Origin of the sequence: Methylophilus sp. Leaf414, assembly GCF_001425425.1 — a bacterium.
Taxonomy (GTDB): Bacteria; Pseudomonadota; Gammaproteobacteria; order Burkholderiales; family Methylophilaceae; genus Methylophilus.
The window spans coordinates 400,441-426,693 of sequence record NZ_LMQQ01000002.1; the positions used below are offsets into that span (position 1 = coordinate 400,441).

Sequence of the window (26,253 nt, forward strand, 5' to 3'; positions counted from 1 at the left end):
AGTCTTAGAATTTACAATGACAAAAGCCGGGATTCCCCGGCTTTTTCTTTTTCAATCAATGCAATGGAAGTCGAACAAATTTGCTCTGTAGCGAGCGATTAACCGTCTCTGCTAAGAGTAAGCGATCTGATCCAATAGCGGCTTAGCAAATGCTAGTAAATTCACCATTTAGTCAGCTGGAATGGATTTAATAATCATTTTATTAAAAACTGTTCACGAAAAGCTCAGTTTTTGTAGGACTAGCTTACCATACGGAATCTTTTCCCCTATGTTGATTTGTCCAGCTGGCGGTGACTGAATTTTTGATGTGATAACTATTTAAAGAGAGTGACAGCCCGTCGCCAATTGGTTTTGATGCACTTTTTATGAAGCTGACAATTGAGAATAGAGTGGAAAATGTGTCTATTTCCAAAAGATTAAAACAAATTGACAGCAATTAATATCAGTCAATCAGAAGTGAATTAAAACATGCCTTTTTCTAAAACAACGAGTTCTGAGCTTTTGCTGGCCAGGTATCACAGCCTGATGGCTGATGTGCCTGTCGTCATATTTGCCGGCTTAAGTGCGACGGCTATCCAGATTATTGCTTTGCGGGATGGCGTTGACTGGCGCGTATCTATTGCCTTGCCGCTGATACGCATGACCTTTGCCGCCATGTTGTTTATGTACTGGTTCTGGCACCGCGAAGATAACCCTGGCATAGAAAAAGTTCGCTGGCGCTTGCGCGCGGCATCGGTAGTACTGATCATTTCCGGCACCATCACATTTTTCCGCAGTTTGTATTTGTTCAACCATACCGATAGCTTCGGGCATTATTTCCTCGTTATCTATATCACACTGTTTGGCCTGTGTTTTGCATTCATCTTCAGTAAGATTGGGATTGCGGCTTTCATCTATAATTTTCTGCTAATTTCTGCTGCGCTGGTATGCATTTTCATGGGAAATTTTCAACAACCGTATGTGCTGGCCGGGCTGGTGCTGGTGTTTGAGATAGGCATGCTATTCGCCATGCGGGCCAGCAACAACGTGTTTGACCGGCTTATTAATGCCACTTACGAAACCCATACTTTGCTGGAAGAAAACCGGCGGCTGGCAAATCTGGATGCGTTAACGCAATTGCCGAACCGCCGCCAGTTTTTCCTGCATGTAGAACAGCAACTCGCACGTGCCAAAAAAACCGCAGAACCCTTTGCGGTCGGCATTATAGACCTGGATAATTTTAAGCCAGTGAATGATGTATACGGACACCATACTGGCGACCTGGTCTTGAGGGAAGTAGGCGAGCGCCTGGCACGTGTAAAGATCGCCGGCGTGCAGTTTTACCGTTTGGGTGGCGATGAGTTTGCATTCGAGATAGTCACGGATGCGCAGAATGCGATTTTAAAGCAGGTAGGCAAAGAGATTAATCGTATCATCTCGCAACCTATGAATGTCGACGGCATTCTCATTAACATCAAGGCTTCAATTGGTGCCTGCGTGTTTTCCAACACCAAAGATACTGCGCAAGAACTGTATGAACATGCGGATTTTGCGCTTTATCACATGAAACGCACTGGCCGTGGCAATATGGAGATTTACTCGAAGACACTCGAGGAAGAGCGACAGCATCTGCACAAGGTAGACCAGGCATTGCGTGTGGCGGATATGGAGGCAGAGCTGTTCCCGGTGTTTCAACCTATCATCAATGTAGGCACTGGCGAGATAAGCTCATTTGAAAGCCTGGCGCGGTGGAATAGTCCAACTTTAGGCATTGTGCCACCAGCGGTGTTTATTGGTGTGGCAGAAAGTTTAGGAGTAATTTCTGACCTCACGCGGTTGATGTTCCACAAGTCTATTATCGTGATGGCAGAATGGCCGGCACACATTCGCCTCTCTTTCAATTTGTCAGCATATGACGTGACCAATAAAGCGGTGATTGAAGAGCTGATTTACATGGTAGCGCAGAGCCGTTTGCATCCTTCACGTTTTGTTTTTGAAGTCACCGAAACGGCGCTGTTGCAGGACTTTGCCACCGCCAAAGATAATATCGAACTGCTACGCCAGGCGGGTGCGCGGATTGCCCTGGATGATTTCGGCACCGGTTATTCCAGTCTGAGCCATGTGCAAAACCTGCCGCTGGACAAGCTCAAAATCGACCGTAGTTTTATCAAGGATATTGAAACCAACACCACTAGCCAAACCATTGTGCGTTCAATTCTGGCCTTGTGCCAGGGCATGCAGGTTGAGTGCGTTGCCGAGGGGGCTGAAACCGGTAGCCAGGTGCAGTTTTTGCAGCAGATGGGGTGCCAGCTGGTACAAGGATATTTCTATTCCAAGCCTATGGCAGCGGAACATATTCCTGCATACCTGGCTGAACATGAGTTAAAACAGGATTTGGTTGCCTAGGTGATTCTGTTAAGCAATCGCTGGCGTGGGAGTTTCACCGTATCCGATTCCAAACTTGTTACATTGCCTAAATCCGTTTGATTTTCCAATATTGGGCTGGTGCACTAAAATAGCTGTATGTCTTTGCAGTTAATCCAGCAATATTTACCCGGGTATCCCGCACAGTTACATGTGCAGATTGCACAATTGCATGACCAAGGCAAATTGGGCGATTACCTAAGCAAGCGCTATCCGCAGGCACATGCTATTCAAAGCGATAAGGCACTGTATGACTTCTGCAACGATTTTAAGCAGCGCTATTTAAAAAATGCACCGTTGTTAGATAAAGTCTATTTTGATAATCGACTCACGGTAGAAAAACAGACGCTAGGATTAAATACTGCTATTTCGCGGGTGCAGGGCGGCAAACTTAAAGCCAAAAAAGAAATCCGCATTTCAGCGTTTTTCAAATCTACCCCGGTTGAATTTCTGACCATGATCGTCGTGCACGAACTCGCGCACCTGAAAGAACGTGATCACGACAAAGCGTTTTATCAATTGTGCCAGCATATGGAACCCAATTACATGCAATATGAGTTTGATTGCCGGGTACATTTGCTATGGCTGACGTTGAACAAGATGCCGACTGTTGCAACCCCTGTATCCATTACAAAGTAAGTGCTGGCTTACGGTTCAGCTACTGTGCTGATGAGTTGCAGCAAGTTATCTGCCTCAATGGTAGGCCGGCTGATCAATAACCAGACGGCGGCAATTCTGTCTGCCCGCGCATAGGCATCGGTAGCAAGTTCTTCACTGAAAATATCCGGGTCAATCTCTGAATATTGATAGGTGCAACCAGCTTCTTTGGTCTTCTGTTTGACTTCTTCCAGAAACGGGTCGTGCCCTTCGACGATTGCGACACCGGTATACAGCATGAGCGTGCCGCCAGGAGAAAGTTTGGTCAGGGCAGCATCGACAATATCCAGCGATAACTGCGCACCTAATGGCCCGTTGCCATGGCGATATGCCCTGGCAGATGGGTCTACCAGATAAGGCGGGTTGGCAATAATCACATCAAATTCGCCTTGCACATCATTCAGCAGATTACTAAATTGAAAATAGACATTGGCAATGCTGTTCGCCTTGGCGTTGGTCGTTGAAAAAGCCAGCGCTTTCTCATTGATATCCACACCGTAAATTTCTGCATATGGTAAAGCTTCAGCCAGCAAAATCGCTGCAACTCCAGACCCGGTACCAATATCCACACAACGTTGAACCTTGCCTTGCAGCGTCGCCAGTGAGTGATACATGGCATTAATATAACGATAGGTATCCGGGCCAAAAAACACGGCGTCTTGCGCCTCGGTTGGAAAGCCGGAATGGACAAATAATTTATCCGCCACACTGGAAACGCGCACCAGGGATTGCCAGCCATCATCTACCGCACGCAGCACGGCGGCAGCATGCATGAGCTCAAAAATATCAGCATCTATACTTTCCTGCGTGAATGGACGATTCCAGCCAAAAATATCCTGCAAAGTTTTTGCCCATGCATTTTCCGGGCGCTCATTTACCAGTCTATGCGTGGTCGGGGTCACCGTGACAAATCGGTAACCGCGTTCATATAAAGCCCGCAGCAGCTTTTCTAGAGGATCGTAGCCCAGTGTATCCTGGGCTGATGGATTATCGACTTGCTTGATCACTTTGAACACCTTTGCAATGCTTTGATGAGTTGTAATGGCAGCTTAACAGAACTCCGCAATTGTTTTAATAAGCGTATTCCTACATGTATCTCCATGATTGTCTGATAGGGAATTTGACACTAAATGCGTAACTTACCAACTTCATGAATCAGAGGCGGTAACTATGTCTGGTGTGCGTATTGAAATTGAAAGAGAAATAAAAAGACCTCAGGGAGCGGTGAGCCAGCCAAGCAAGGCTGTTAATCACTGGACTTCCAAATCAGTCTATTTCTCTTTGCTGGAATCTAATCATTCAGCAGCAACCAAAGCAAACAGTGCAGAATTACTGGTTGAAAAATTAAAAGAAACTGACATCCATGCCGCCAGCATGCCTGCCAATATTCAAGAGCTGGATCACTGGCTGACTGAACATAATGAAATCGTAGGCCGTCAATACCGGGAATACCTGGCAGCGCGAAAAGCTGGTCAACCCAGATGGTATTTCGGCAGCAAGTCCCATGCATTGTTTTTCCTGAAAGCCGTGGCACCTACCAAACTTGTAGATGGCGCATGGTTATTTGGCTTGATGCGTCATTGGCAAGACCCGCGGCTAGCATCACTGATCAAAATTTATCTCGAAGAGCTTGGTGATGGTGTCGAACCCATGAACCACGTAGTGCTTTACCGCAAACTATTAAAACTCAATGGATGCGAAGACTGGAAAACGCTAGATGACCAGTTTTTCACCCAAGGTGCAATTCAATTAGCGTTATCCGCACACACGGACAGCCATTTGCCGGAAGTGATAGGTTTTAATCTTGGCTACGAGCAACTACCGCTGCACCTGCTGATTACTGCCTACGAGTTGAAAGAGCTCAATATAGATCCGTATTATTTCACGCTGCACACCACTATTGATAATGCGCAATCTGGTCATGCGCGTTCAGCGATTGATGCGGTTGAAGAAGCCATGCCAATGTTTAATAACTCACGCGAATTTATGCAACGCGTAATTGCTGGCGTAAAGTTAAATGACGTCGGTTTGAGTACACTGGATATCATCAGGCATTTCGACCTGCAAGGCGAAGTGGTAAGGGTTCTGCAAAGCAAAGCCAACATCGGACAATTCATGCATTCTGACCGCTGTGTGATCGGCGGCAAGACTGTAAATGAATGGTTGCAGGATAATGAACAGGTCGCCATGTTTTTATACGAAATGGAAAAAACAGGCTGGATCAAACGCCACCAGGACCCTGAACAAAGCCCTTTCTGGAAAGTCATTGCTGGTGAAAAAGCGGCCATGTTTGGCGTGTTTACACCTTATGAACAGCAAGTGATTTATGACTGGATTGCCGGAGATGCATTGGAAAGTATGCCTATGCTGGCCCGTTTAGGTAGGCCATGGCGCATGGTTGAACGCCAGTCCAAAGCGCAGGAAGATGCAAAAAACAGCCGTTATGGCAATGTGTATGACTTCCATTCCGGTAACCGTATAGGTAAAAAATTGCCTGAGACCGATTTTAACCAGGACCAGCTGTCTTTTGAGCGTTATGTGCACAGTATCGACAATGAAGAAACACTGATGAATTTCCTTGTGGACTGGATGTCACCTGCAAAGCATCACACCCCTTTAGGCTTATGTGCGACGCGTTACTTTAAATCGCATATGGATTCCCTTTTTTAAGTCATTCTTTTATAGCTGGATAATAAAAAAGCCGCATTGATATGCGGCTTTTTTTAATGAAATTTTTTATTGATCCTTGTCGCTAGCAAGAACTGCCAGGTTTGCAACCACACGATTTACCAGTCGGCTTCAGCGTTTTCTTTTGCCAGGCCTGCTCGAATGCCTGGCGACTCATTGGTTTAAGATTTAAAGATTGCTGCAGTTCATTATCGGCAGCTTGCGCCTGGTAGCGATGGAAATGGCTCAGGTATCTGGCATAAGCGCGGTCTGTGCCTAGCAATTTTTGCCATTGTGTCCATAGCCATTTTTTGAATTTAAACATTAAGTCCTCCTTGCTTGCTGCTAGTTTGATAACACATTGTACAGAATGGTTCTGGATGTGGATGATCTAAAATCTGGGGCAGGTGAAGGTTTAGCTGAGTCACAACAGAGAGCAAGTGTCATGCTTGTTGGAGTTCTAATCGGTATTTCTTTGAATGAATTAACGGTTCCTTTTCGATTTTTGAGCGAGTGGAGGCGAAATCAAATGCTGAAGTATCTAAAGCAATACCTATTTACGATTACCTTTAGCCTGGATCGGTAAATTTAACGCCCGCACTTCAAAATGATGCGTATCCAGTAATTTGCCACTGGTATCTTTCAATGTCAGCTGATGCTTACCTGGTAAAGGCAATGGCACCACGACTTTGCTTTTACCACACGCTGCTACCGGCCGACTATCCAGCAACATACAGGATTGGCCAGTCCCTCCGGATTGCAGCAGCAGTGCCTGCCGTTGCTGCGGGATATCCGGATCAGGGGCGATGATAGCGGAGTCTGGCGGCGCAATCAGCATGGCTGATGCCGGGGTAACATTGATATTGATGATTTGATTGGATACGACTTGCGTGATGCGATTGTCTGCGATCACCCACTCTTGCCGCGGTGACTCAATCGGTGGTCGATAACGCACTTGCTGATGCAAAAGGCCATCTGGAGGCGTCGGTTGCTGGCTATGTTGTTTTTGGTGAAGGTGCTCAATGATATCGCGCCACACCGGCGCAGCACCAGTGATACCGGACACATCCCACATGGGCGCACCGGAAAAATTACCTACCCAGACCCCCACTGTATAACGGTCAGTATAACCAATCGCCCAGTTATCGCGCATGGCCTTGCTGGTGCCGGTCTTCACCGCTGCCCAGGTGCGGGTCGAGAGCGGGCTGGATAGCCCGAAAGTGATGGTGCGTGCGCCGGGATCCGACAGTATATCGCCGATGATAAAGCTGGCTTGCGGGCTGAACACCTGCCTGGATTCACCTTCTACTGTAGATGTGCTGGCAGGTATAAAACTGACCGCCTGCCATAGACCGCCATTGGCTAATGCGCGATAAGCGTTAGTCAATTGCATCAGCGTGGTCTCTGCCCCACCGAGTGCCAGGCCAAAGCCGTAATGATCTGCATCACGGGTCAGGCTGCTAAGGCCCAGTTTCCTGAGTTTATCCAGAAAAGGATCAACGCCGACCAGCGTCAGCGTGCGGATCGCGGGTACATTCAACGACGCACCCAATGCCGTGCGCACACTGATGGCGCCCTGGAAATGCCGGTCATAATCTTGCGGGATATACAGCCCGGAAGGGGTGGTCAGGGCCAATGGGGAATCGTCCAGTACCGAACTGGCATTCAGCCATCCCTGGTCCATCGCCAGTGCATACAAAAACGGTTTAAGGGTGGAGCCGGGCTGACGCAAAGCAGCCACGCCATCCACTTCTGACGCGCCGGATAAATCACCGCTGGAACCGACATAAGCGAGCACTTCGCCGCTCAGGTTATCGAGCACCACCACCGCGCCATCTTCCACATTCTGGTCTGCCAGTTGTGCCAGGTGAGTGCGCAGGGTATTGCGCGCAAAACGCTGCACACTGGCATCGATACTGCTCTTCAACTGTTCGCCATTTTTGTTTAATAAATGTCGCGCCAGATGCGGTGCATCGTCCATACCCGCGATTGGAAACGGTCGTGACGGCAACAGTGCTGTGCGCAAGGTCACTTGCATGCAGCTATCCGGCTTGGATTTGTTGCCGGTGAAAAACGGCATGGTCTGCAGCGTTGCACAGGCACGCTTCGCCAGCCGGCTGCGGGAGGCTCCCGGCGATTTGATGAGTGATGCCAGGATAGCTGCATCTATGTTATCCAGTCCATTCGGACCTTTAGCCAACAAACCTCTTGCCGCAGCATCTACTCCGACCAGCTCACCGCGAAACGTGACGCGATTCAGGTAGGCTTCCAGGATTTGCGGTTTGCTCCAGTGCAATTCCAGCGCCAGTGCATACCGTATCTGGTTGAGCTTAGACAGCCAGCTGTTTTGCGAAGAACCGTCAGCTGGAGCATTTAACAGCTTGGCTAATTGCATGCTGATGGTACTTGCACCCCGGGCACGCGAGCGATGCAGGTTGTCCAGTACGGCTGAACCGGCCGCCATTAAATCTACGCCTGAGTGACTGTAAAACCGTTTATCTTCGGCGACTAATACAGCCTGTTGCAGTGTGGGAGAAATGTCCTGCAAGGGAACCCATGCCAGCATACGGCGTTGTTTATCCAGACGCAGGCGTTGCAACACCTGGCCGTCCCTATCCAGCAAAACCGCTTCAGAACTACGGGTAGCAGACCTGGCTTGTTCAAATGATGGCACAGGCGTAAGAAACACCCAGGCACTAGCAACAATCACGAAGATGGACATTGTTGCGAGCACGATACGCTTGCGGGTCACTGCAGTTCTTTCCTCAACTGGGCTTGACTCCTTTGCCTACATGCTCATTAGGAGCCAGGTTTTACTTCTATGGTAACGACAGGCAGTTCGGCAAATATCTCCGGCGCATACATGGCCTCTACACGGCTGGCTGGCATGGCAAAGCGGCCAGCGTTGTTCAACCGCACGGTGTATTCGATGCTGAATTTGCCTTTAGGTACATATGAATAATAAGCGCGGAAGCCATCAAATGCGCGTTCTTCAAACACAGGACGTTGCCAGCCTTGTTTCTTTTCCCCGGCTACCAAGAGGCTGGAATCGCCGCCAAGGCCGCTACCTAAAATAGTCGCTCCCGCCGGTACCGGGTCATTCACCACTACCCAGGTCATATCGGTCTGCGCATCAATTTCCAGTTGCACGCGGTAGGTATCCCCGCGTTGCCACAGACCACCGTTTTTTTGTTCAATTGCAGTCACTGTGCGTTTGAGTTTATAGCCGGCAAATAATGGTTTATCCAGCGGCAATGCGGCTTTGGAAGTCACAAATGCCCATGGTTTGCCAATGCCCAAGTGCTGGATAGACAGTGGTGTGGCATTTTTTGGCCAGGCAAAATGCGTGGCTAATCCGGCGCCCATAGGCGTGCCTTTTACCGGGTCATGATGCCCGGTTTCTTCTGAGGCCGTTTTTGCGCCAGACCAATTGAGTGACTGCGCTTGATCGCCCAGTTTGACTTGCGTGCTGCCAGCTACCGGTGCTTTCTCAAAATGTGCCTGGAAGTTACGCAAAGCGGTCGCGCCCCAGGCATTGGCAACAGTAGTGCTCCAGTGGCCATTGACCTGGCGCGATAGTGCGCCACGCGCCAGACGGCCTATGTCAGCCGCTTCCATCTCCGGGTCTTCTGCCAGAAGGCGCAGTGCACGTACTGCATTCAGGTCGGGCGACACCATTAGCCACCACAGGTAATCCTGTTTCTCGGTAGAGAAATTCATGGTGGTGCCTGAGAATGTCAGCCGCGATTGCAAGACCTGGCGTGCCTGTTTCAGTTTTTCGTCATGTTCGGGAATTTCTGGCAGCTTTTGCAACACGGATAGCCAGTCAATCACGCCCGAGCTTGGCCACAGGTTGGGACTGATTTCCAGTGGTTCCAGCATGGCCGGGCGGGCGCGCTCATACCTGGCCAGTGCATCAATCGCGGCCAGTTTACGCAGCGTTAAATCAGCTGTTTGCAAGCTGCCATAGCGGTGGATACGGCCGGCGACAAAGTCTTCCAGGCCTTTCAACATACGCTCACGCGGACCCTCCGGAATCGTGTAATGCGCTTCATCAGCGATACGCAGCAGGTAGCTGGTCAGCGTATCGTCACCCTGCAACCAGTCGATGGCAAAATACCTGGCGAGGCCATCCTGATCCAAGTGCGCAGGCAGGCTGTTCATCACCTGGTTCCAGCCGCCTTCGCTTTCCAGCGTGACCGCGACAGAAGCGCGTTGCTCCAGGCAAACATATGGATATTTGCTCATCCACTCGCGTAGTGCGTCCTGGTTGCCAGCCAGTGAGCGCGTCAGCTGGACATCGATACCGCCGCGTCCTGCAATCGCACCGGCCGGTTGCTGGACGGAGAAGGTCCATGGTGCACCCGTTTGCGCTTCTGGGTTTGATTGTTGTCCTGAATTTAATTGCTGCAAGGTTTGCTGGTATACCCGCACCGGGTAAGCGGCACCGACTTGCTGTGAAATTTTCAGCAGGTCTTGCGCGGGTTTTTGATTGTTGCCGGTGACCACTTCCCTGGCACTGATAGCCCAGTTAAGACGAGTTGCATTTAACGGAACAGTCGCCGGGAAAGATAAAGTAGCGCCCAGGCCCTGTTTCAGCGTTACGCGCTGGGTGTGCGGGGTTTTGCTGATGTCATCCGCTACCGCCACATCCAGGGTCAATGGCCGCTCGGCACCATTACGCACAGTGACCATGGCATTGAACTGGTCGCCTTCACGTACAAACGGCGGCAAGCCCGAGAACAGCATCACTTCCTGGCCGCTGCGGATCAGTGTCGATGCCGTACCAAAACGCATCGCCCCGGCGTGGGCAATCGCCGCAATCCGGAATGAGGTTAAAGAGTCATTCAAGGGCACATCCACCACTGCCTGGCCATGCTTATCCAGTTTCAGGCTGGGTTTCCATAACAGCAAGGTATCAAACAACTCACGTGCATTGGCGCCCTGGCCACCACCGCCGCCAGGTGCTACGGCTTTTTTGCCAAAATGGCGTTTGCCTATCACCTGTGATTGCGCGGTAGACGTACGTACTTCAATTGGCCGCCGCTCCATCATCGCCTCCAGCACATTCCACGACTGCGGTTTCGCCAGTTGCAGCAGGCCTTCATCCACTGCTGCCAATGCCACTTCAGCATTGGCAGCAGGTTTTCCGGATGGGTCTGTCACCGTCAGTTTCACGCGTGCTTTATCGCGCACATGGTAAGCCTGGCGGTCGGCTTCGACGTTGACTTTAAGGCTATAGGCCTGCCAGCCGACGCGTATTTGTGTCATGCCCAGCTTGAATGCCGGCTTGGTTAAATCGACCAGTGCAGTGGGCCGCGTATCTACCTCAACCGGCATTTTCTTGACCAGACCGAAGAAGATGCCTATGCGGTAAACCATGCGTTTCAGCCATGAAAACTGGCCTGACACTTCGGGGTCTATGCGGCCACGCACCACCATCACCGATACATAGGCGTTCGGGCCGTAATTGCTGGCAATCGGCACCTTGATGAATGGGGAGCTGGCACTGACAGGTACTACGAAAGAGTCGAGGATGCCTTCGCGCTCGACTGTCACCAGGGCAGTCGCTTTGCGGAAGGGCATGCGCACTTCAAAGCGGGCCGTTTCACCAGGTTCATAGGCGCGCTTATCCGCCAGCAAGTCTATGCGGTCACTTTGCGAGGCGTCAAACCAGGCATTGTCGTCTGCCACGTACACTTCATTGCTGGCGATGGCAATATTGCCCTGTTTATCCTGGGCGGTGGCGACAAGTATGATTTCGCCGGATTCCGGTGCCGGACCATCGCAAACCAGTATGCCGCGTTTATCAGTATTGCCACTGCAAACATTGCCTGCCTGCTTCACTTCAGCGGTTTGTTCATAAGCATAAAACCCGCCCAGCATGCGTTTTCGGTAGGCATAGGTTTTACGCGTATATGCTTCGATATTCACTTTGCGGCCTGCCCAAGGTTTGCCGGCCGCATCCAGCGCCAGTACTTTGAACGCCAGCCGTTCATTGGTGGCAAAAAAGCCTTCTATTTTCATGCCTAGCGATAATGCCGCAGGCAGGATGATGGCCTGGGTGGCCGCATTCAAAATCTGTCCGTTAGGGTCTGTGTATTCCATCTCCACCTCAAGCGCATGCGATTCCTGCACCCTGGGTAATTTGTCGAACGTGACCCTGGCACCGCCATTGCCATCCAGCGACAGATTGACTGTTTTCGCCGGGTAGCCTTTTACCTGGGTAGATTCATCATCTGCATCGATTTCACCCCCTTCCTCCATTTCCGGATCATAGGAATAGGGTTGTACAGCCTCTATGCCCTCTTTTGGAATGCGCCCGCCAAAACTGAAATCTTCAAACTGGCTGTATTGCAACGGGTAGCGCACCAGTCGGCTGCGGAATTTGACCGGCGCGCCGGCAGCGGCACCACCAGCCAAATAATTCAGTTGTGCATCAATCGCTAGTTGATTGCCATTAATCAATGGTTGCACAGGCGGTTTCAGCACTGCTTTCATCAGCGGCACCCGGTACTGCTCCACGCGGAACGCGCCCGAGGTGAGCATGAACTGCCCTGCCATTAGCGACACAGAGTAAGTACCCAACTTTGCTTCCTTAGGGATTTCCCAGGTCGAGATGCCGGCAGCATTGGACCACTTCACCGGTACATCGTATTTCTCGCCGCTGCCCTCATGCACGACTGAAATAGTATCTGGCTGGTTGTCTGCAAGATCAAAGCCTTTGGCGGTACGTACGCGGATGAAGTGTTTCATGGACACTTTTTCACCGGCGCGGAACAGCGGCCGGTCAAATACCGTATGTGCGATCAGCGGGGTGCCGGAAGAGCCGCCGCCAAGGTTGAATTGCCAGGGGCTGATGCCATCGTCCCAGGATGAAAACACGAAGGACATATCATCATCCTTGCGCGCTGTTGCCAGCAAACCCGAGCAGCGGTTGTAATAGCCGTCAGGCAGCGTTTCTTCAATATGAGCCATGCCCTTGCCATCTGTTTTGCCTTCCCACAAGGTGCGACCTTCACAGGTGGAAACCCGAACTGCAGCATTGGCGACTGGTTGTGCATTATCCAAACGTGTGACCCAAACCAGCGAAGATTCACGGCCCTGTTTCAGATGCACTGCCATATTGGTCACTAGCGCACTGGAAGATACATAGTAGGGTTTTTGCTCGCCATGCAGGGTAGCACCCAGGCGGTCACTGGCGAATTCCACTACATAAAAACCAGGCTTTTTCAGTGGCACGCCTATCAACTCAAAAGTTTTATCACCATGCGCACGCGGCAGTTGCAGCGGGCTGGTGTTAAAACGTGAATCCCTGGCTGACCCCATCAATAGCGGGATTTCGCCTTCGCGTGGGTAACGGTCATGCTCGCGCGAAAACTGTTGATCTAACTTGTTATCGTAAGGGTGGCGGGTGACACGGAAAAACCATTCGGCCAGCGTGGCGTCATCGTCCAGTGCCAGCCTGCCGACGACGCCTTTACTGGTCGTGGATGCACCAGGTTGCACTTGCACGCCGGTCAATGTTGCCTCCACATTCCGCACGCTGACGGGCAGGGCAGGTTGTGCATGTTGTTCGAGAATACCAAAGCGCGACGGGAATTTGATTAGTGGCGGGTCTTCATCAATATTCAGTTTCAGCGGGAAAGACGCACTGTTCACGGGTGAGCGATCAGCGTCATCCTTGAAGCCATAAGGCAGTGACAGGCTGATGCTGCTTTTTTCGGTAAATGGCGCGCGGAAAGACACCGACTCCACGGTTTTACCGGTGTCATTCTTGGCAATCACCGGTGCTATTTGCTTGCCATCGGCAGTCTTAAGCAATAACTTACTGGCAACATCGCGTTCTACCGGCGCGCTGAATTGCACCGTAATTGGCAGCACCGGCACGCAGCCCGCTTTCGGGTTGGTGCGCGTGCAATTGACACTGACTTTAAATGCCTCGCGCACGGCAAATTGCAGTGACTGGGCCTGTGAAGTGGCAATGCCTGAGGTTGAGGTGATGCCTTTGTCCCACCATAAAGTCACCTTGCTGCCGGCCGGTAACTTGCGGTCACATTGGGCCACGACCACAGTTGCGTTTTTCAAGCGGTTATCTTTGACTTCAACGATGCCTTGTTTAGCTTTTTTGGTGATGACCAGAAAAAAATTACTGGCACGGCTAGCCTGCTCGGCCAGGATTTTTTCGCGCTGGCTGCCTTCGATAATCCTTAACGGAATACGGTCACCCACGCCATTAATACTGCAAGCGGCGTGCTGTTTCACTGATTCAAGATTGACCGGCGCGTCCAGCCCCAACAGGAATACCTGCTCTTCATCAATGGACTCATTACCTTCGTAAGGATGGGAAAGCTGAATGGCCGGACCGCCGGTGTTGAAGCTGAACGACTTACGATCAAGCGCCACGCCATTCAGGCTTTTGCTGGAGGATTTTGGTGTGAAAGTACACTTCAGTCCCGCGGGCAGGTCATCGTCAAAATCGTAGACCCAGTTGCGTGCATCGGCCCAGTGGCCGTTGCCGGGTGCCGGGCAACTGATGTCAAAGGGCGATTCAAGTCTGGGGTCACCAAAGGCCACCATAGGTTCTGAGAAGCGTGCGCTCACTTGGCGTACGGCTTTTATTTCACCTTGTGGCGAGAATGATTGTACCGTGACAGCGGCTGTTGCGGGTGCGGGTTCGGCCCCAGCCTTATTTGAAAGCAATAGTATGCTTAACAATACAATCTTCAACGCGCTCATGAAAATCCTCTTCTATATTTTTATGTCAGGCGGGTTTGCTGAGGTATAGCCCGCTTGGTTTCGCGACATGGCGGAAGTGATGGCGTCACCATGTACTGGATGGTTTAAGTGTAACGAGCTTTGGTGACACTTGCCATATCAAATCATTATTGTTAACAAATCATCATCTGCAGCGGTTCGTCATACCGGCGAAGACCGGAATTCAGGCAAAATTAATGCTTAGCTTGGTTACAATCGAAGAGTAAGTACTGCACTTCTTGGTTTGGTTTTAAAAGTATTTCTTTGAGAATTAACCATTTTATTTCGCCCCTAGGGGCGAAAAGGAACGGTTGAATCATCCAAAGAAATATCGATTAGAATTTCTAGCAAGTGCTGCATTCTTTAACTTCAACCAACCTGAAATTAACCGGGTCTGGATTCAGCAGGGCGCGTTTAATTCTGCATAAGCCAGCCACAAATGCAAAAAGCTTCCTGTGTAAATTCCTATTGCATCCTTGTCTGATACGTCTACTGAATGAAATCTAAAATCTTAAATTTAACTGTAATATCTATCCTGTGTCATTGTGCTAACAGCAGTTTCCCAGTATAGAAAAAATTATGAGCAACGAATTCTATTTCAACCTGATTCTCTTCTTTCTAGTCGCCATTATCGGCCTCGAACTGGTGGCAAAAAAGTTACGTCTACCACCCGCCGTTGCCCAGCTAGTCGGCGGCGCCGTCATTGCCTTTTTGCCCGGCTTGCCTGCGTTCGAGATTGATCCTGCCCTGGTGCTGGTAGTCTTTCTACCGCCATTGCTAATGGAGGGTGCCTATTTCACGGTCTGGCATGAATTCCGCCGTCACCTCTCGGGCATCCTGTTACTCGCCATAGGGGCGGTGCTATTCACTACGCTCGTTGTTGGCCTCGCCTTGCATGCATTAAACCCTGGCCTGCCATGGGCCGCATGTTTTGCCCTTGGGGCGATTGTGTCCCCACCGGATGCGATTGCTGCTAAAGCCGTGTTGCAACGGGTTGCGTTACCTCGCAAATTGCTGGTTTTGCTTGAAGGCGAAAGCCTGCTCAATGATGCCACTGGCCTGGTGCTATACAAGTTTTCCATCGCCGTCATACTGACTGGTGTGTTTTCCATGCAAAGTGCCTTGGTTGAATTTGTATGGCTGAGTGTAGGTGGTGTGGTGCTGGGGGCGGTGTTTGGTTACCTGGTCTACAAACTGCTGCGTTACCTGGAAGATACTTCACTCATGATTTTGGCTTCAGCGTTGCCTGGCTGGATCTGTTACGTGGTTGGCGAATACCTTGATGTTTCCGGCGTGATTGCCACTGTGACTTACGGCATGATACTGGGCTGGTATCAGCATGAAATCATGACCGCGACCGCCCGCAGGCGCGGCAGTGCTTTCTGGGAGATTATGATTTTTATTCTGGAATCGCTGGTGTTTATCCTGATTGGACTCTCCCTGCGCGGGGTGTGGGAGCGCATTGAGCATGCCGAGAAGTCTTGGGGTGCTTACAGTATTGAGGTATTGCTGGTGTTGGCTGCGGTCTTCCTGTCGCGGTTCGTCTGGATCTTTGCCGTGGATGGCCTTGCCAGGTTATTTAAACAGCAATCGCACAAGCCGCATATGAAGGCCAACTGGCGCGAATCTTTTGTCAAAAGCTGGGCAGGCATGCGTGGCGTGGTGACGCTGGCGGCCGCGTTGGCGGTACCCGCGCAAGTTCCCGGCCGCGACCTGATGCTGCTTTCTGCATTCGCCGTTATTTTAGTAACGGTGCTGTTTCAGGGGACCACCATAGGCTGGCTGATTCGCGTGCTGGATATTAAACACATGTCCAATGAGCATGTCTATTTAAACGAGCCGCAAACCTGGGCCAAGCTGGAAGCGGCGCAATTTGCGGTGGTGAAAGCGCTGGCACACGATGAATCCGGAAAAGTAATTCATCCGCGCTTGCTTGAACAATATGGTTACCGGGCCAATTTATCGCATACCTTGAAAGACTCGCATGCGCTACCTGAAGATGTGCGTAAAGCGCATTTTAATGTGGTGTTGGCGGCAGTGGCGGCAGGGCGGGAAGAGTTGCTCAAATTGCATCGCTCAGGCCAGATTCATGATGAACTGCTGCATTTGATGGAGCGGGACCTGGATATCCAGGAAATCGCAGCCTTGCATACCCGTGGCTAAGTTTGGAGCAATCAGGCGTGAATCCACATTTTTTGTGGATAACTTTTAGGGTGGGCTGTGGGTGGAAGCTGTAAACTACTGATTGCACAAGGTAATTCAGCTGTGCTTAAAATAAGGGCGTTACTCAGTACTTGCCATAAACTTCTTCAGCAGGTGTTGTGTATTGTCGTCAAGCAAAACCCGGCGTAGCATAGAGTAAACATAAGGTTAGGAGGCGGCGATGAAAAAGATTTTTTATATTGATTATCCGCAAGAGCATTTTGAAGGTCAGGCACACCGTTATCGCTGCGCATTTTGCAAACAGGAGACCACCAAAATCAACGGTCGCCTGGAAGGCCATTTGCCAGATTGCGAATATCGCGTGTTGCTGGAGAAAGCCGGTTTTGAATGCAACACCAGTAAATTCAGGCCTAATCTGGATACCACGGACGAAGAAGATTAGTGCTGGCTTTCCGCATTACAGCCAATAACAACAATACTTATTACTGAGGTCCGCACCATGACCACATTCACCCCCTGGCAATCGCTGATCGGCGGTTTGCTGATCGGTTTTTCCACCCTGTTATTAATCCGCTGGCTGGGTAAAGTCGCCGGCATCAGCAGTATTGTCGGGCAACTCTGGTCAAGCAAGCCCGATGACCGTGGCTGGCGGCTGGCATTTGTGATTGGCCTGCTGGTTTCCCCGTTACTCTACCAACTATTCTCGCCACTACCGGCCATGCAGATTGAAGCTGGCTTGCCTTTACTGATCGCGTCCGGCCTGCTGGTGGGATTCGGCACGCGCCTGGGTTCCGGTTGCACCAGCGGTCATGGCGTGTGCGGCTTGTCTCGATTGTCTTTGCGATCACTGGTCGCCACGCTCACATTTATGCTGGTGGCTATTGTTGTAGTGTGGGTCACCCGCCACTTGTTAAATTCGTAAGGAAACCTGCATGGCGAACTTGATAGCATTAATAGCAGGACTGGTGTTCGGCTTAGGTCTGATCATAGGCGGCATGACCAACCCGGCTAAAGTATTGGGTTTCCTGGATGTTGCCGGTGACTGGGATCCTTCACTGGCGTTTGTCATGATAGGCGCGATTGCCATTGGCTTCTTTGCATTTCGCGAGGCCAAACAGCGAAAGTGGAGCGAGCTGGGCTTTTCTATCGATTTGCCTGAGCGTACTAATATTGATCAACCTTTAGTGATAGGCGCAGTGTTATTTGGTATTGGCTGGGGCCTGGCCGGTTTTTGCCCCGGTCCCGCAGTTGCCGCATTGCTGATCGGCGGTAGTCAGGTCTGGATCTTTGTCGCCAGTATGCTGGCTGGGATGGGGCTGTATACACTGGCGACTAAATTGAAGTGGTTATAAAGCAAAAAATCAAAGCGGTGTTTCACAGTAGATTAAGTATTCATCTGTGACCCAAATAGCATCGGCGTGATAGCTAAAGTGCTAAAACCGCATAGCACTCTGACGCCTTATTCCAGAATAAGCGCACTTTTTTAACACTTTTAAATTTCCAGTAAGTCATCGCTAAACTATTCATACATACACTCATGTATGTTAGGATGTTTTTGATAAGGATGAGACCCCACCGCAGGGTTTCGCGCACCAGCCGCATATCTGTGGCTTTAGTCAGATACCAAGGAACCTTACCTCATGAAACTCAATATCAATGGCAAAGAAACAGAATTAAAAGTCAGCGATGATATGCCTATCTTGTGGGCTATTCGCGATGTCGCCGGGCTGACCGGCACCAAATTTGGTTGCGGTATGGCAATGTGTGGGGCCTGTACTGTACACCTGGATGGGCAGGCTATCCGCTCATGTGTGACACCGGTGAGCGCTGCTGTTGGCAAAAAGATCACTACCATTGAAGCCATGCAGGAAGATAAAGTGGGCAAGGCGGTACAGACCGCCTGGCAGAAAATTGATGTGGTGCAATGCGGATATTGTCAGTCCGGCCAGATCATGTCCGCTACTTCATTGCTCAGGCAAAACCCGAAACCCAATGATGCCGATATTGATGCCGCCATGAGCGGCAATATCTGCCGTTGCGGTACTTATCAACGTATCCGTGCAGCGATTCACGAAGCTGCCGAAAAACTGGCTTAAGGAGAGAACACATGAACGATATGATTAATCTCTCCCGCCGTGGGTTTATCAAAAATACCGCCCTGGTCGCGGGTGGCCTGGTGGTGGCTTTCAGCATTCCGCAAGCGAAACGTTTTATGGGTGTGGCCAATGCCGCCGAGGCGCTGACATTGCCGGCGCCGAATGCTTTTTTGCGTATAGGCAAGGACGATAGTATTACTGTCATGCTTGCACACAGTGAAATGGGGCAGGGCATCTGGACCACGTTGCCTATGCTGATCGCCGATGAGCTCGACGCTGACTGGAGCAAAATCAAGGTTGAGCATGCACCAGCTGCGCCTTCTTATGTGCATACCGCGTATGGCATACAGATTACCGGGGGATCTTCTACCACCTGGTCAGAGTTTGAGCGTTACCGCCAGGCAGGCGCGCTAACCCGCGCATTGTTGCTGCAAGCCGCAGCCAAACAATGGAAGGTGCCGGTGGAAGGTTTGCGCACTGAAAATGGCTATGTTATCAATGGCTCACAGAAATTAAACTATGGCCAATTGGTAGAAACTGCCAGCCAGCTGGAAACACCGAAAAATGTCACACTGAAACAGCCTGAGCAATGGAAATATATTGGCAAACCAACCAAGCGTCTGGATAGCGCCGACAAAATCAACGGCACCGCCAAGTTCGGCCAGGATGTGCAGTTTGATGGTTTGAAAATCGCCATGGTCGCGCGTGCGCCAGTGTTTGGCACCAAACTCAAATCTTATGATGACAGTGCTACCCGCAAAATCCCTGGTGTCATTAAAGTGGTACAAGTGCCGACAGGCGCTGCAGTGATTGCTGAAAACTACTGGGCTGCCAAACAGGGCCGTGAGGCACTGAAACTGGTGTGGGATGAAGCTGCGCACGAACGGCCGGATACTGCACAATTGCTCAAGCAATATCAGGCATTGGCACAGAAGCCTGGCACACAGGCGGCCAAGGCAGGGGATATTGCCAGTGCCAGCAAAAAGGCTACGCAAACCGTGAGCGCCGAATACGTGCTGCCGTTCCTTTCGCATGCGCCTATGGAGCCACTCAATTGTGCAGTGAAAATCTCAGGGGATGGTTGCGAAATCTGGACCGGTACGCAGATGCAAACCACTGACCAGGCCTCAGCAGCCAAGATCCTGGGCCTGAAACCTGAACAGGTGAAAATCCACACGCAATTCCTCGGTGGCGGCTTTGGCCGTCGGGCCAATCCGCGTGCAGACTTTGTTTCTGAAGCCGTGGAAGTCGCCAAGGCAGCGAATATGCCGGTGAAAACCGTGTGGAGCCGTGAAGATGATATCAAGGGTGGTTTTTACCGCCCGATGTTCCTGCACCGCGCCAGTATTGCGCTGGATAAACAGGGCAAGCCATTGTCATGGCAACACACGCTGGTGGGCCAATCCATTATCAAAGGCACTCCGTTTGAGGGTGTCATGATCAAGGATGGTATTGATGCGACTTCGGTAGAAGGCGTTGCCGATTCTCCTTATGTGAAAGGCACTGCCAATCATCAGGTGCACCTGCATTCCGTACAAAGTGATATCCCGGTATTGTGGTGGCGCTCGGTCGGCCATAGCCATTCCGGTTTCGTGATGGAAAGCCTGATAGACGAGCTGGCGCACGCCGCTAAACAGGATCCGCTTGCATATCGTCGTCAGTTATTAAAAGATCATCCACGTCATCTGGCGGCCCTCAATCTGGCAGCGGATAAGGCCAGCTGGGGCAAGCCATTGCCTGCCGGCGTATTCCGCGGTATTGCTGTGCACGAATCCTTCGGCAGCTATGTGGCACAAGTGGCGGAAGTCTCCGTTAAAGAAGGCGAAGTCAAGGTGCATCGCGTCGTAGTGGCTATCGATTGTGGCCTGGCAGTCAATCCTGATGGTGTGCAAGCGCAGATGGAATCGTCAGTTGCCTATGCGCTGGGCGCGGCCTTGACCAGCGAAATCAGTTTCAAGGATGGCAATGTGGCGCAATCCAACTTCCATGATTATCAGGTGTTGCGCATGAAAGATATGCCCAGAGTAGAAGTGCATATCGTGAACAGTAACGAGAAAATGGGGGGCGTAGGCGAGCCTGGCGTGCCACCACTGGCGCCTGCGGTGGCTAATGCCGTGTTTGCAGCAACCGGCAAACGCATACGCCGCCTGCCAATTGGGGATCAGTTAGCATAATGCAATCTTCTGATCAGGAAGTGCTGCAACGCGCCAGTGACTGGTTGCAACAGGGATATCGTGCGCATTTGTTCACTGTGATTCAAACCTGGGGGTCTGCCCCCAGGTTGCCCGGCGCTATCCTGGTAGTGCGTGAAGACGGCCATTTGGTCGGTTCAGTATCCGGCGGTTGTATCGAAGACGATTTAGCCGATAAGGCCAAGCATCAAGAGCTACCTGTACAGCCAGCGATCATGGAATACGGCGTTAATCAGGCCGAGGCGCAACGGTTCGGTATTCCCTGTGGCGGCCAGATCAAGATTTTTTCTGAACCTCTTACTGATGCCTCACAATTAGCGCCTATGCTGGAAAGCCTGGCGCAACGGCGATTGCTCAAACGCTCTGTCCATTTGCCAACCGGCGAAATCCGCCACGCATACGTATTGCCTGAAGGGCAACCGCGCCTGGAAAATGACTGGTTCCATAGCTATTTTGGCCCGCAATGGCGCTTACTGATTATTGGTGCAAACCAGCTTGGCTCGGTACTGGCCGCCATGGCACAGGCGCTGGATTTTCACGTCATGATCTGTGATCCGCGTGAAGAAATGCGCGACGAATGGCATGTGGAAGGCGCTGACTGGTTGCCAGGAATGCCGGATGATGTGGTGCTGGAAATCACCCCTGACCCGCATACAGCGATTGTTGCGGTAACGCATGACCCGAAACTCGACGATATGGCGTTATTGGAGGCACTCAAATCTGAAGCATTTTATATTGGTGCTTTGGGCTCGGTAAAAAACCAGGAAAAACGTAAACAGCGTCTGCGTACGTTTGATTTAAGTGAGCAGGAAGTCAACCGTCTGCACGGTCCGGTTGGTCTGCGTATTGGCAGTCGTACACCCGCTGAAATCGCAGTATCTATTTTGGCCGAGTTGATCCAGGAACGCTCGCAGGTACAGCAGGCAGGTATTCAGGCTGTAGATATTAGTCGCGCGGTTGCCTGAATTCAGTCGCTTGAAGGTTTATCATTCAAGCCTGACCAGTCAGATCAGCCAGGGTATCTATGTCGCGCAAAATGCCTTCATCGTCACAAGCCAGTATAACTATCTCATTTTGATGGGCACGCAGGATTTCGCGCGCGCCCTGATCGCCTTGAATCGCCAGCAATTCATTCTTAAACCGCGGCGAGAAACCTACCGGATGTCCCGGTTTACCATTGAAAACGGGCTGCACAATGGCGGCTGTCGCTAATTGATTCGCAATTTTTGTGATGGTGTGTGGCTGGATAAAAGGCATATCGGCCAGTGCGATGACAAAGCCCGAGGCCTGAGGGAATTTGGAGTCTGCGCTGAGTATCCCAAGTTTAAGATTATCAGCCATTTCTGCATTTTGATGCTTGCTCGGTGCTACATGATAACCAAGTGCCGCCAACATGTTTTGCAAAGCCAGATTTTCCTCGCGCACTACTGCAACCGAATGCGGTAACGCTTGCAGCAGTGCCTGTGCAGAAGCTTCAGCCACTGTTAGTCCGTTATTGAATTTATGCAGTAATTTATCGTGCTCACCAAACCGGCGCGAAAAACCAGCTGCCAGCAAAATGCCCACCATGCCGGAGTGAACGGCAGCTTCAGTCGTATCTTTCTTATCCATTATTAAACCTTACCATTGTTGGCCATCTGATGGGAGCCACTAGATAAGAATGCTGTTTTACATGGCGTAAGAATGAAAGTGCTTGTTAATTGGTTTGTTTGAGCTTTGTGATTTGCTGTGCAATCAGCTCACCCTGCGCCTGGTCCAGTGACGAGACGGCAGGTTGCAATAATTCCAGCGCATTGAGGTTTTTCTGTACAAAGGCAATTCGCGACAATGCCAGCATGGCATCAAGGTCGCGCGCATTGATGGCATAGGCTTTTTTGAAATCTTTTTCGGCTTGTGCCAGCTCCAATAACCCTTCTTCAGCCAATCCTAAAAAATACCAGGCATCTGCCGATTCCGGTTCTTTTATGGTCCACTGGCTGGCAATGGTTTTTAAGTTTGCCCATTCCTCATTCTGGTAAGGAATCACAACTTGCATGAAAAAAGGCCTTTCTGCCATAGGCAATGCCCAGAAAGGTACTTCCATCGTTTTCAATGACATTACATCAGGCGTTTCCATCAACTCTTTAATCCACTCTACCGGTAAGCTATAGAAAAAGGCGTGATGACCAGGGCTTTTAAAAGTGGTCAGGCCGATTAAATTGAAATTCTGGTCAAACAGGGCACCACCGCTGGAGCCCATCGCAAAAGAGGCACTCGAACGCACAATCTGGCTGCCATCATAAGGGTAAATACCTTTGATCGTCCCGTAAGAAGGTTGCGGCACCGGCGAACCAGCGGGGAAACTTAAGGTAAATACTTCTTCTTCATATTTAAGCGTTTTGCTCTCGCGCATTGGCACCGGTTTGAAAGGGAGCGGAGTAAATTTAAGCAGACATAAATCACGACGCCAATTGGCTTTCAATCCGGTTGGCTGGTAACCATCCCGAAATTTGGCGATATTGGCACCATTGCTATTGGCAATCACATGGCAATTGGTGGCGACATATTCAGGGCTGACAACCACACCTGAACCACGGCCATTAGACCCACCCGGCATATCGGTAGTCACCATCACGATGGAGTGTCCTAACTCCAGCGTATCCACTATATCCGGTTGGGCTTGCGCATAGTTAATATTCAAGCCGATAGTCAAACAAAAAAGCGCCATGATTGGTTTCATGCAAGTCCCCGTTATCCGATGAATGCTACCTGTAAGTGTTGCTATGACTACTTTAATTTGCAAACGTTTTGCTGGCGGGTATTAAATTGTGATTCTCAGTGCAGTGTAAGGGAATTCTTACAGGCAAATCGGACTTATCCTTCTTAAGACTACAACTATGCCACTCTACCATTTCACTTCAAGTAATAAATAAGAGTTATTCAAGATGCACAATTCAAAATCCTATATGGTTCCGAAGATGATTTTTGCCAACGTTCTGGCCGTGATCATGATGACGTTTGAAGGCCACGCACCGGCAGAAATAAATGAAAAACCGCAAAAAGTGATTGGCGATCAACCTAGCCGTACTGGCAGAGTACAAGCCGATGGCTTGATGAAGGTTGCCGATACCAGCCAAAATGAAGCCATTGACACTCAGGTTGAAAAAAAACCTGCAGTGGTCAAAAAACGTATGCACAATACCCGGCACGCGAACGCAAAAACACCTCGCATACAGTTGGTGAAGGCAAAATCAGCACCGGTTGATTGTTGCTTCCGCGGATATCGTAGCTAGCAAAAGTGAATTAAATTGATCCTCCAAAAGCCTCCTTGCGAGGCTTTTTTCTTGTCAGTGTTTGTTATAAAAGCATTTGAAGGTCATTCTTCTTGCGGCTAACTGTCAGAGGCAATACACTGGCAAAAAATCCATAAAGAAAACACCATGTTCAAATCCTTTTTCCCTGATTCCCGCTGGTTCTGGCCTTCTGTCATTTTATGGTCGGTGATTTGCTGCGGTGTATGGTTTGAGTTTTCCACCGTGATTGGCACCGCTGTTGGCCTGGATATGACTGAAAAAGAGCCGGTGATTGGGCTTGGGCACTTTGTAACCGATTCATTTAAGCTGTTTTATGTCTATTACGCGCTAAGTGTTGCCATCTTTGCCTTGGTCTGGTTCACTTTGAAACCCAGCCGCTGGCAATGGTGGTCAATTCTTGGTTCTGCTTTTATCCTGTTTTCTACCTACTATTCAGTGCAAGTATCAGTGGCGATCAACAACTGGCGCCGCCCGTTCTTTGATGGCGTGCAAGCTGCGTTGTCGCCGAATTCAAAAGTCACAACCGCTGAACTGTATACGCTGATGTTGCAGTTTGCCGAAATTGCGTTCGTCGCTATTTTTATTTATGTCATTACGCGTTTCTTTGTCAGCCACTATATTTTCCGCTGGCGTACGGCGATGAATGAGTTTTACGTAAGCCAATGGCCGCAAGTGCGCAAAATTGAAGGTGCTTCACAACGTGTGCAGGAAGACACCATGCGTTTTGCCACCATTATGGAAGGCCTGGGCGTATCCATGGTGGAGGCCATCATGACGCTGGTGGCTTTTCTGCCGGTATTGTGGAGCCTGTCATCATACGTGAGTGAGTTGCCAGTGTTTGGGGCGGTGCCTGCGCCGCTGTTTACCGCTGCAATTGCCTGGTCAGTATTCGGAACGCTGCTGCTGGCGGCAGTCGGGATTAAATTGCCGGGCCTGGAGTTCAGGAATCAGCGGGTAGAAGCGGCTTACCGTAAGGAGTTGGTCTATGGTGAAGATAACGCTGAGCGGGCACAGCCAGAGACATTGAAGTCGTTGTTCCTGGATGTGCGTAACAACTACTTCCGTTTGTACTTCCACTATATGTACTTTAACGTTGCCCGCAGTTTATATCTGCAGGCGGATAATATTTTTGCTTACCTGATTCTGGTGCCGACCATTGCGGCTGGCAAAATTACATTTGGTATTTTGCAGCAGATCCTGACAGCGTTTTCGCAAGTCAGTAATTCTTTCCAGTATCTGGTGAATTCGTGGACGACGATTGTTGAGTTGTTATCGGTGTATAAACGGTTGACGGCGTTTGAAGCGGCGATCAAGCATGAGGCATTGCCGGAGATTGAGCTGACCAATTCATGATGTAGAAACCCGCGTTCACTGCAATATGTCGCAATTCTGGCAGGAGTATTGCAAGGGGTTTCACAGGGCAGCTCTGTGCCAGCGGAACTACTGCCTATGCAGAAGCCGGCGCGCTTTATAACAGTTCGTCATTCTGGCGAAGGCCGGAATCCAGGCAAGGTTAATGTTTAGCTTGGTCACTTCAAGTGAGTAGGTATTAAACTTCCTGTAGGTTTTAATCGGTATTTCTTTGGATTATTCATCATTCCTTTTCGACCCTAGGCGAGTTACTTTTCTTTGCTTGCCCAAAGAATAAGTAACCAAAAGAAAGGGCACCCTAGCATCCGCTTTTATCCTGCGTTGCTCATCACCGTGGGCGTCCAACGAAACTCGCCCTGACAAGCCACACACAACGTGGCTTGTTGCGGAACTCAAACAGACGCTGGCCGAAGGCTCCCACGCTGATTGCGCTACTCGGCGCGTCAGATAGGGGCCCGTTAAAACCACACGCCTTTAGTTACGTGAGACTCGCCACATTAATTCCCGCTCAACCGTTGGAAATTAAACAAACCTAAAAATCAAAAAGCAAAACAACGAAATTGCTCACTGGGTTTAATTTTAGAAATAAAACATTCACTAAGCGCCCTCAATACAAAAAATTCATCCGATCTTTCATCGTGGTGGGTTTAAAAC

Annotated in this window: 18 protein-coding genes; 12 read left to right on the forward strand and 6 right to left on the reverse strand. The window is 50.3% G+C overall.

What is annotated here, in order from left to right; all coding sequences use genetic code 11:
- The first annotated feature begins 468 nt into the window (after nucleotides 1-468).
- On the forward strand, nucleotides 469-2,385 hold the full coding sequence (locus ASG24_RS06240; protein WP_055868914.1) for a bifunctional diguanylate cyclase/phosphodiesterase: 1,917 nt from the start codon (nucleotides 469-471) through the stop codon (nucleotides 2,383-2,385).
- A gap of 117 nt (nucleotides 2,386-2,502) precedes the next feature.
- The gene (locus ASG24_RS06245) at nucleotides 2,503-3,042 is read left to right on the forward strand and encodes a YgjP-like metallopeptidase domain-containing protein (protein WP_055868915.1); all 540 of its coding nucleotides are present in this window, start codon (nucleotides 2,503-2,505) and stop codon (nucleotides 3,040-3,042) included.
- 8 nt (nucleotides 3,043-3,050) lie between these two features.
- Here ASG24_RS06245 and ASG24_RS06250 read toward each other — a convergent pair whose 3' ends face one another.
- Nucleotides 3,051-4,067, reverse strand: a complete 1,017-nt coding sequence (locus tag ASG24_RS06250) for a methyltransferase (RefSeq protein ID WP_235562332.1) — start codon at nucleotides 4,065-4,067, stop codon at nucleotides 3,051-3,053.
- 163 nt (nucleotides 4,068-4,230) lie between these two features.
- Here ASG24_RS06250 and ASG24_RS06255 point away from each other — a divergent pair, with 163 nt between their 5' ends.
- The gene (locus ASG24_RS06255) at nucleotides 4,231-5,730 is read left to right on the forward strand and encodes an iron-containing redox enzyme family protein (RefSeq protein WP_055868916.1); all 1,500 of its coding nucleotides are present in this window, start codon (nucleotides 4,231-4,233) and stop codon (nucleotides 5,728-5,730) included.
- Between the two features lie 82 nt (nucleotides 5,731-5,812).
- Here ASG24_RS06255 and ASG24_RS06260 read toward each other — a convergent pair whose 3' ends face one another.
- The 3 genes from ASG24_RS06260 to ASG24_RS06270 all read right to left on the reverse strand — a co-directional run bounded on the left by ASG24_RS06260 (nucleotide 5,813) and on the right by ASG24_RS06270 (nucleotide 14,466).
- A complete protein-coding gene (locus ASG24_RS06260; protein WP_055868917.1) occupies nucleotides 5,813-6,052 on the reverse strand; it encodes a hypothetical protein in 240 nt (79 codons plus the stop codon).
- A 228-nt stretch (nucleotides 6,053-6,280) separates the two neighbouring features.
- Nucleotides 6,281-8,479, reverse strand: a complete 2,199-nt coding sequence (gene pbpC / locus ASG24_RS06265) for a penicillin-binding protein 1C (protein ID WP_235562333.1) — start codon at nucleotides 8,477-8,479, stop codon at nucleotides 6,281-6,283.
- A gap of 47 nt (nucleotides 8,480-8,526) precedes the next feature.
- The gene (locus ASG24_RS06270; protein WP_055868919.1) at nucleotides 8,527-14,466 is read right to left on the reverse strand and encodes an alpha-2-macroglobulin; all 5,940 of its coding nucleotides are present in this window, start codon (nucleotides 14,464-14,466) and stop codon (nucleotides 8,527-8,529) included.
- Nucleotides 14,467-15,063: 597 nt separating this feature from the next.
- Between ASG24_RS06270 and ASG24_RS06275 the strand changes: the two genes are divergently transcribed.
- The 7 genes from ASG24_RS06275 (at nucleotide 15,064) to ASG24_RS06305 (ending at nucleotide 21,900) form a co-directional block, all read left to right on the forward strand.
- The gene (locus ASG24_RS06275; RefSeq protein WP_055868920.1) at nucleotides 15,064-16,647 is read left to right on the forward strand and encodes a Na+/H+ antiporter; all 1,584 of its coding nucleotides are present in this window, start codon (nucleotides 15,064-15,066) and stop codon (nucleotides 16,645-16,647) included.
- 220 nt (nucleotides 16,648-16,867) lie between these two features.
- Nucleotides 16,868-17,089, forward strand: coding sequence for a hypothetical protein (locus ASG24_RS06280; protein WP_055830251.1), 222 nt, complete (start codon nucleotides 16,868-16,870; stop codon nucleotides 17,087-17,089).
- 57 nt (nucleotides 17,090-17,146) lie between these two features.
- Nucleotides 17,147-17,569 (forward strand): YeeE/YedE family protein, encoded by a 423-nt coding sequence (locus ASG24_RS06285; protein ID WP_055868921.1) that lies wholly within the window; start codon nucleotides 17,147-17,149, stop codon nucleotides 17,567-17,569.
- Nucleotides 17,570-17,579: 10 nt separating this feature from the next.
- The gene (locus ASG24_RS06290; protein ID WP_055868922.1) at nucleotides 17,580-17,999 is read left to right on the forward strand and encodes a DUF6691 family protein; all 420 of its coding nucleotides are present in this window, start codon (nucleotides 17,580-17,582) and stop codon (nucleotides 17,997-17,999) included.
- Between the two features lie 288 nt (nucleotides 18,000-18,287).
- Nucleotides 18,288-18,743, forward strand: coding sequence for a (2Fe-2S)-binding protein (locus ASG24_RS06295; protein ID WP_055830245.1), 456 nt, complete (start codon nucleotides 18,288-18,290; stop codon nucleotides 18,741-18,743).
- Between the two features lie 11 nt (nucleotides 18,744-18,754).
- On the forward strand, nucleotides 18,755-20,917 hold the full coding sequence (locus ASG24_RS06300) for a xanthine dehydrogenase family protein molybdopterin-binding subunit (RefSeq protein WP_055868923.1): 2,163 nt from the start codon (nucleotides 18,755-18,757) through the stop codon (nucleotides 20,915-20,917).
- Entirely contained in the window at nucleotides 20,917-21,900 is a 984-nt protein-coding gene (locus tag ASG24_RS06305; RefSeq protein ID WP_055868924.1) for an XdhC family protein, read from the forward strand. Before ASG24_RS06300 ends, ASG24_RS06305 begins: the two co-directional genes overlap by 1 nt.
- A 25-nt stretch (nucleotides 21,901-21,925) precedes the next feature.
- Here ASG24_RS06305 and ASG24_RS06310 read toward each other — a convergent pair whose 3' ends face one another.
- Nucleotides 21,926-22,546 carry an NTP transferase domain-containing protein gene (locus ASG24_RS06310; RefSeq protein ID WP_235562334.1) on the reverse strand — a complete coding sequence of 207 codons (621 nt, stop codon included), beginning with the start codon at nucleotides 22,544-22,546 and terminating at the stop codon, nucleotides 21,926-21,928.
- An 85-nt stretch (nucleotides 22,547-22,631) separates the two neighbouring features.
- Nucleotides 22,632-23,642, reverse strand: a complete 1,011-nt coding sequence (locus tag ASG24_RS06315) for a serine protease (RefSeq protein ID WP_235562335.1) — start codon at nucleotides 23,640-23,642, stop codon at nucleotides 22,632-22,634.
- A 250-nt stretch (nucleotides 23,643-23,892) separates the two neighbouring features.
- Here ASG24_RS06315 and ASG24_RS06320 point away from each other — a divergent pair, with 250 nt between their 5' ends.
- On the forward strand, nucleotides 23,893-24,207 hold the full coding sequence (locus ASG24_RS06320) for a hypothetical protein (RefSeq protein ID WP_162241159.1): 315 nt from the start codon (nucleotides 23,893-23,895) through the stop codon (nucleotides 24,205-24,207).
- Nucleotides 24,208-24,354: 147 nt separating this feature from the next.
- Entirely contained in the window at nucleotides 24,355-25,581 is a 1,227-nt protein-coding gene (gene sbmA / locus ASG24_RS06325) for a peptide antibiotic transporter SbmA (RefSeq protein WP_055868927.1), read from the forward strand.
- Nucleotides 25,582-26,253 lie beyond the last annotated feature (672 nt).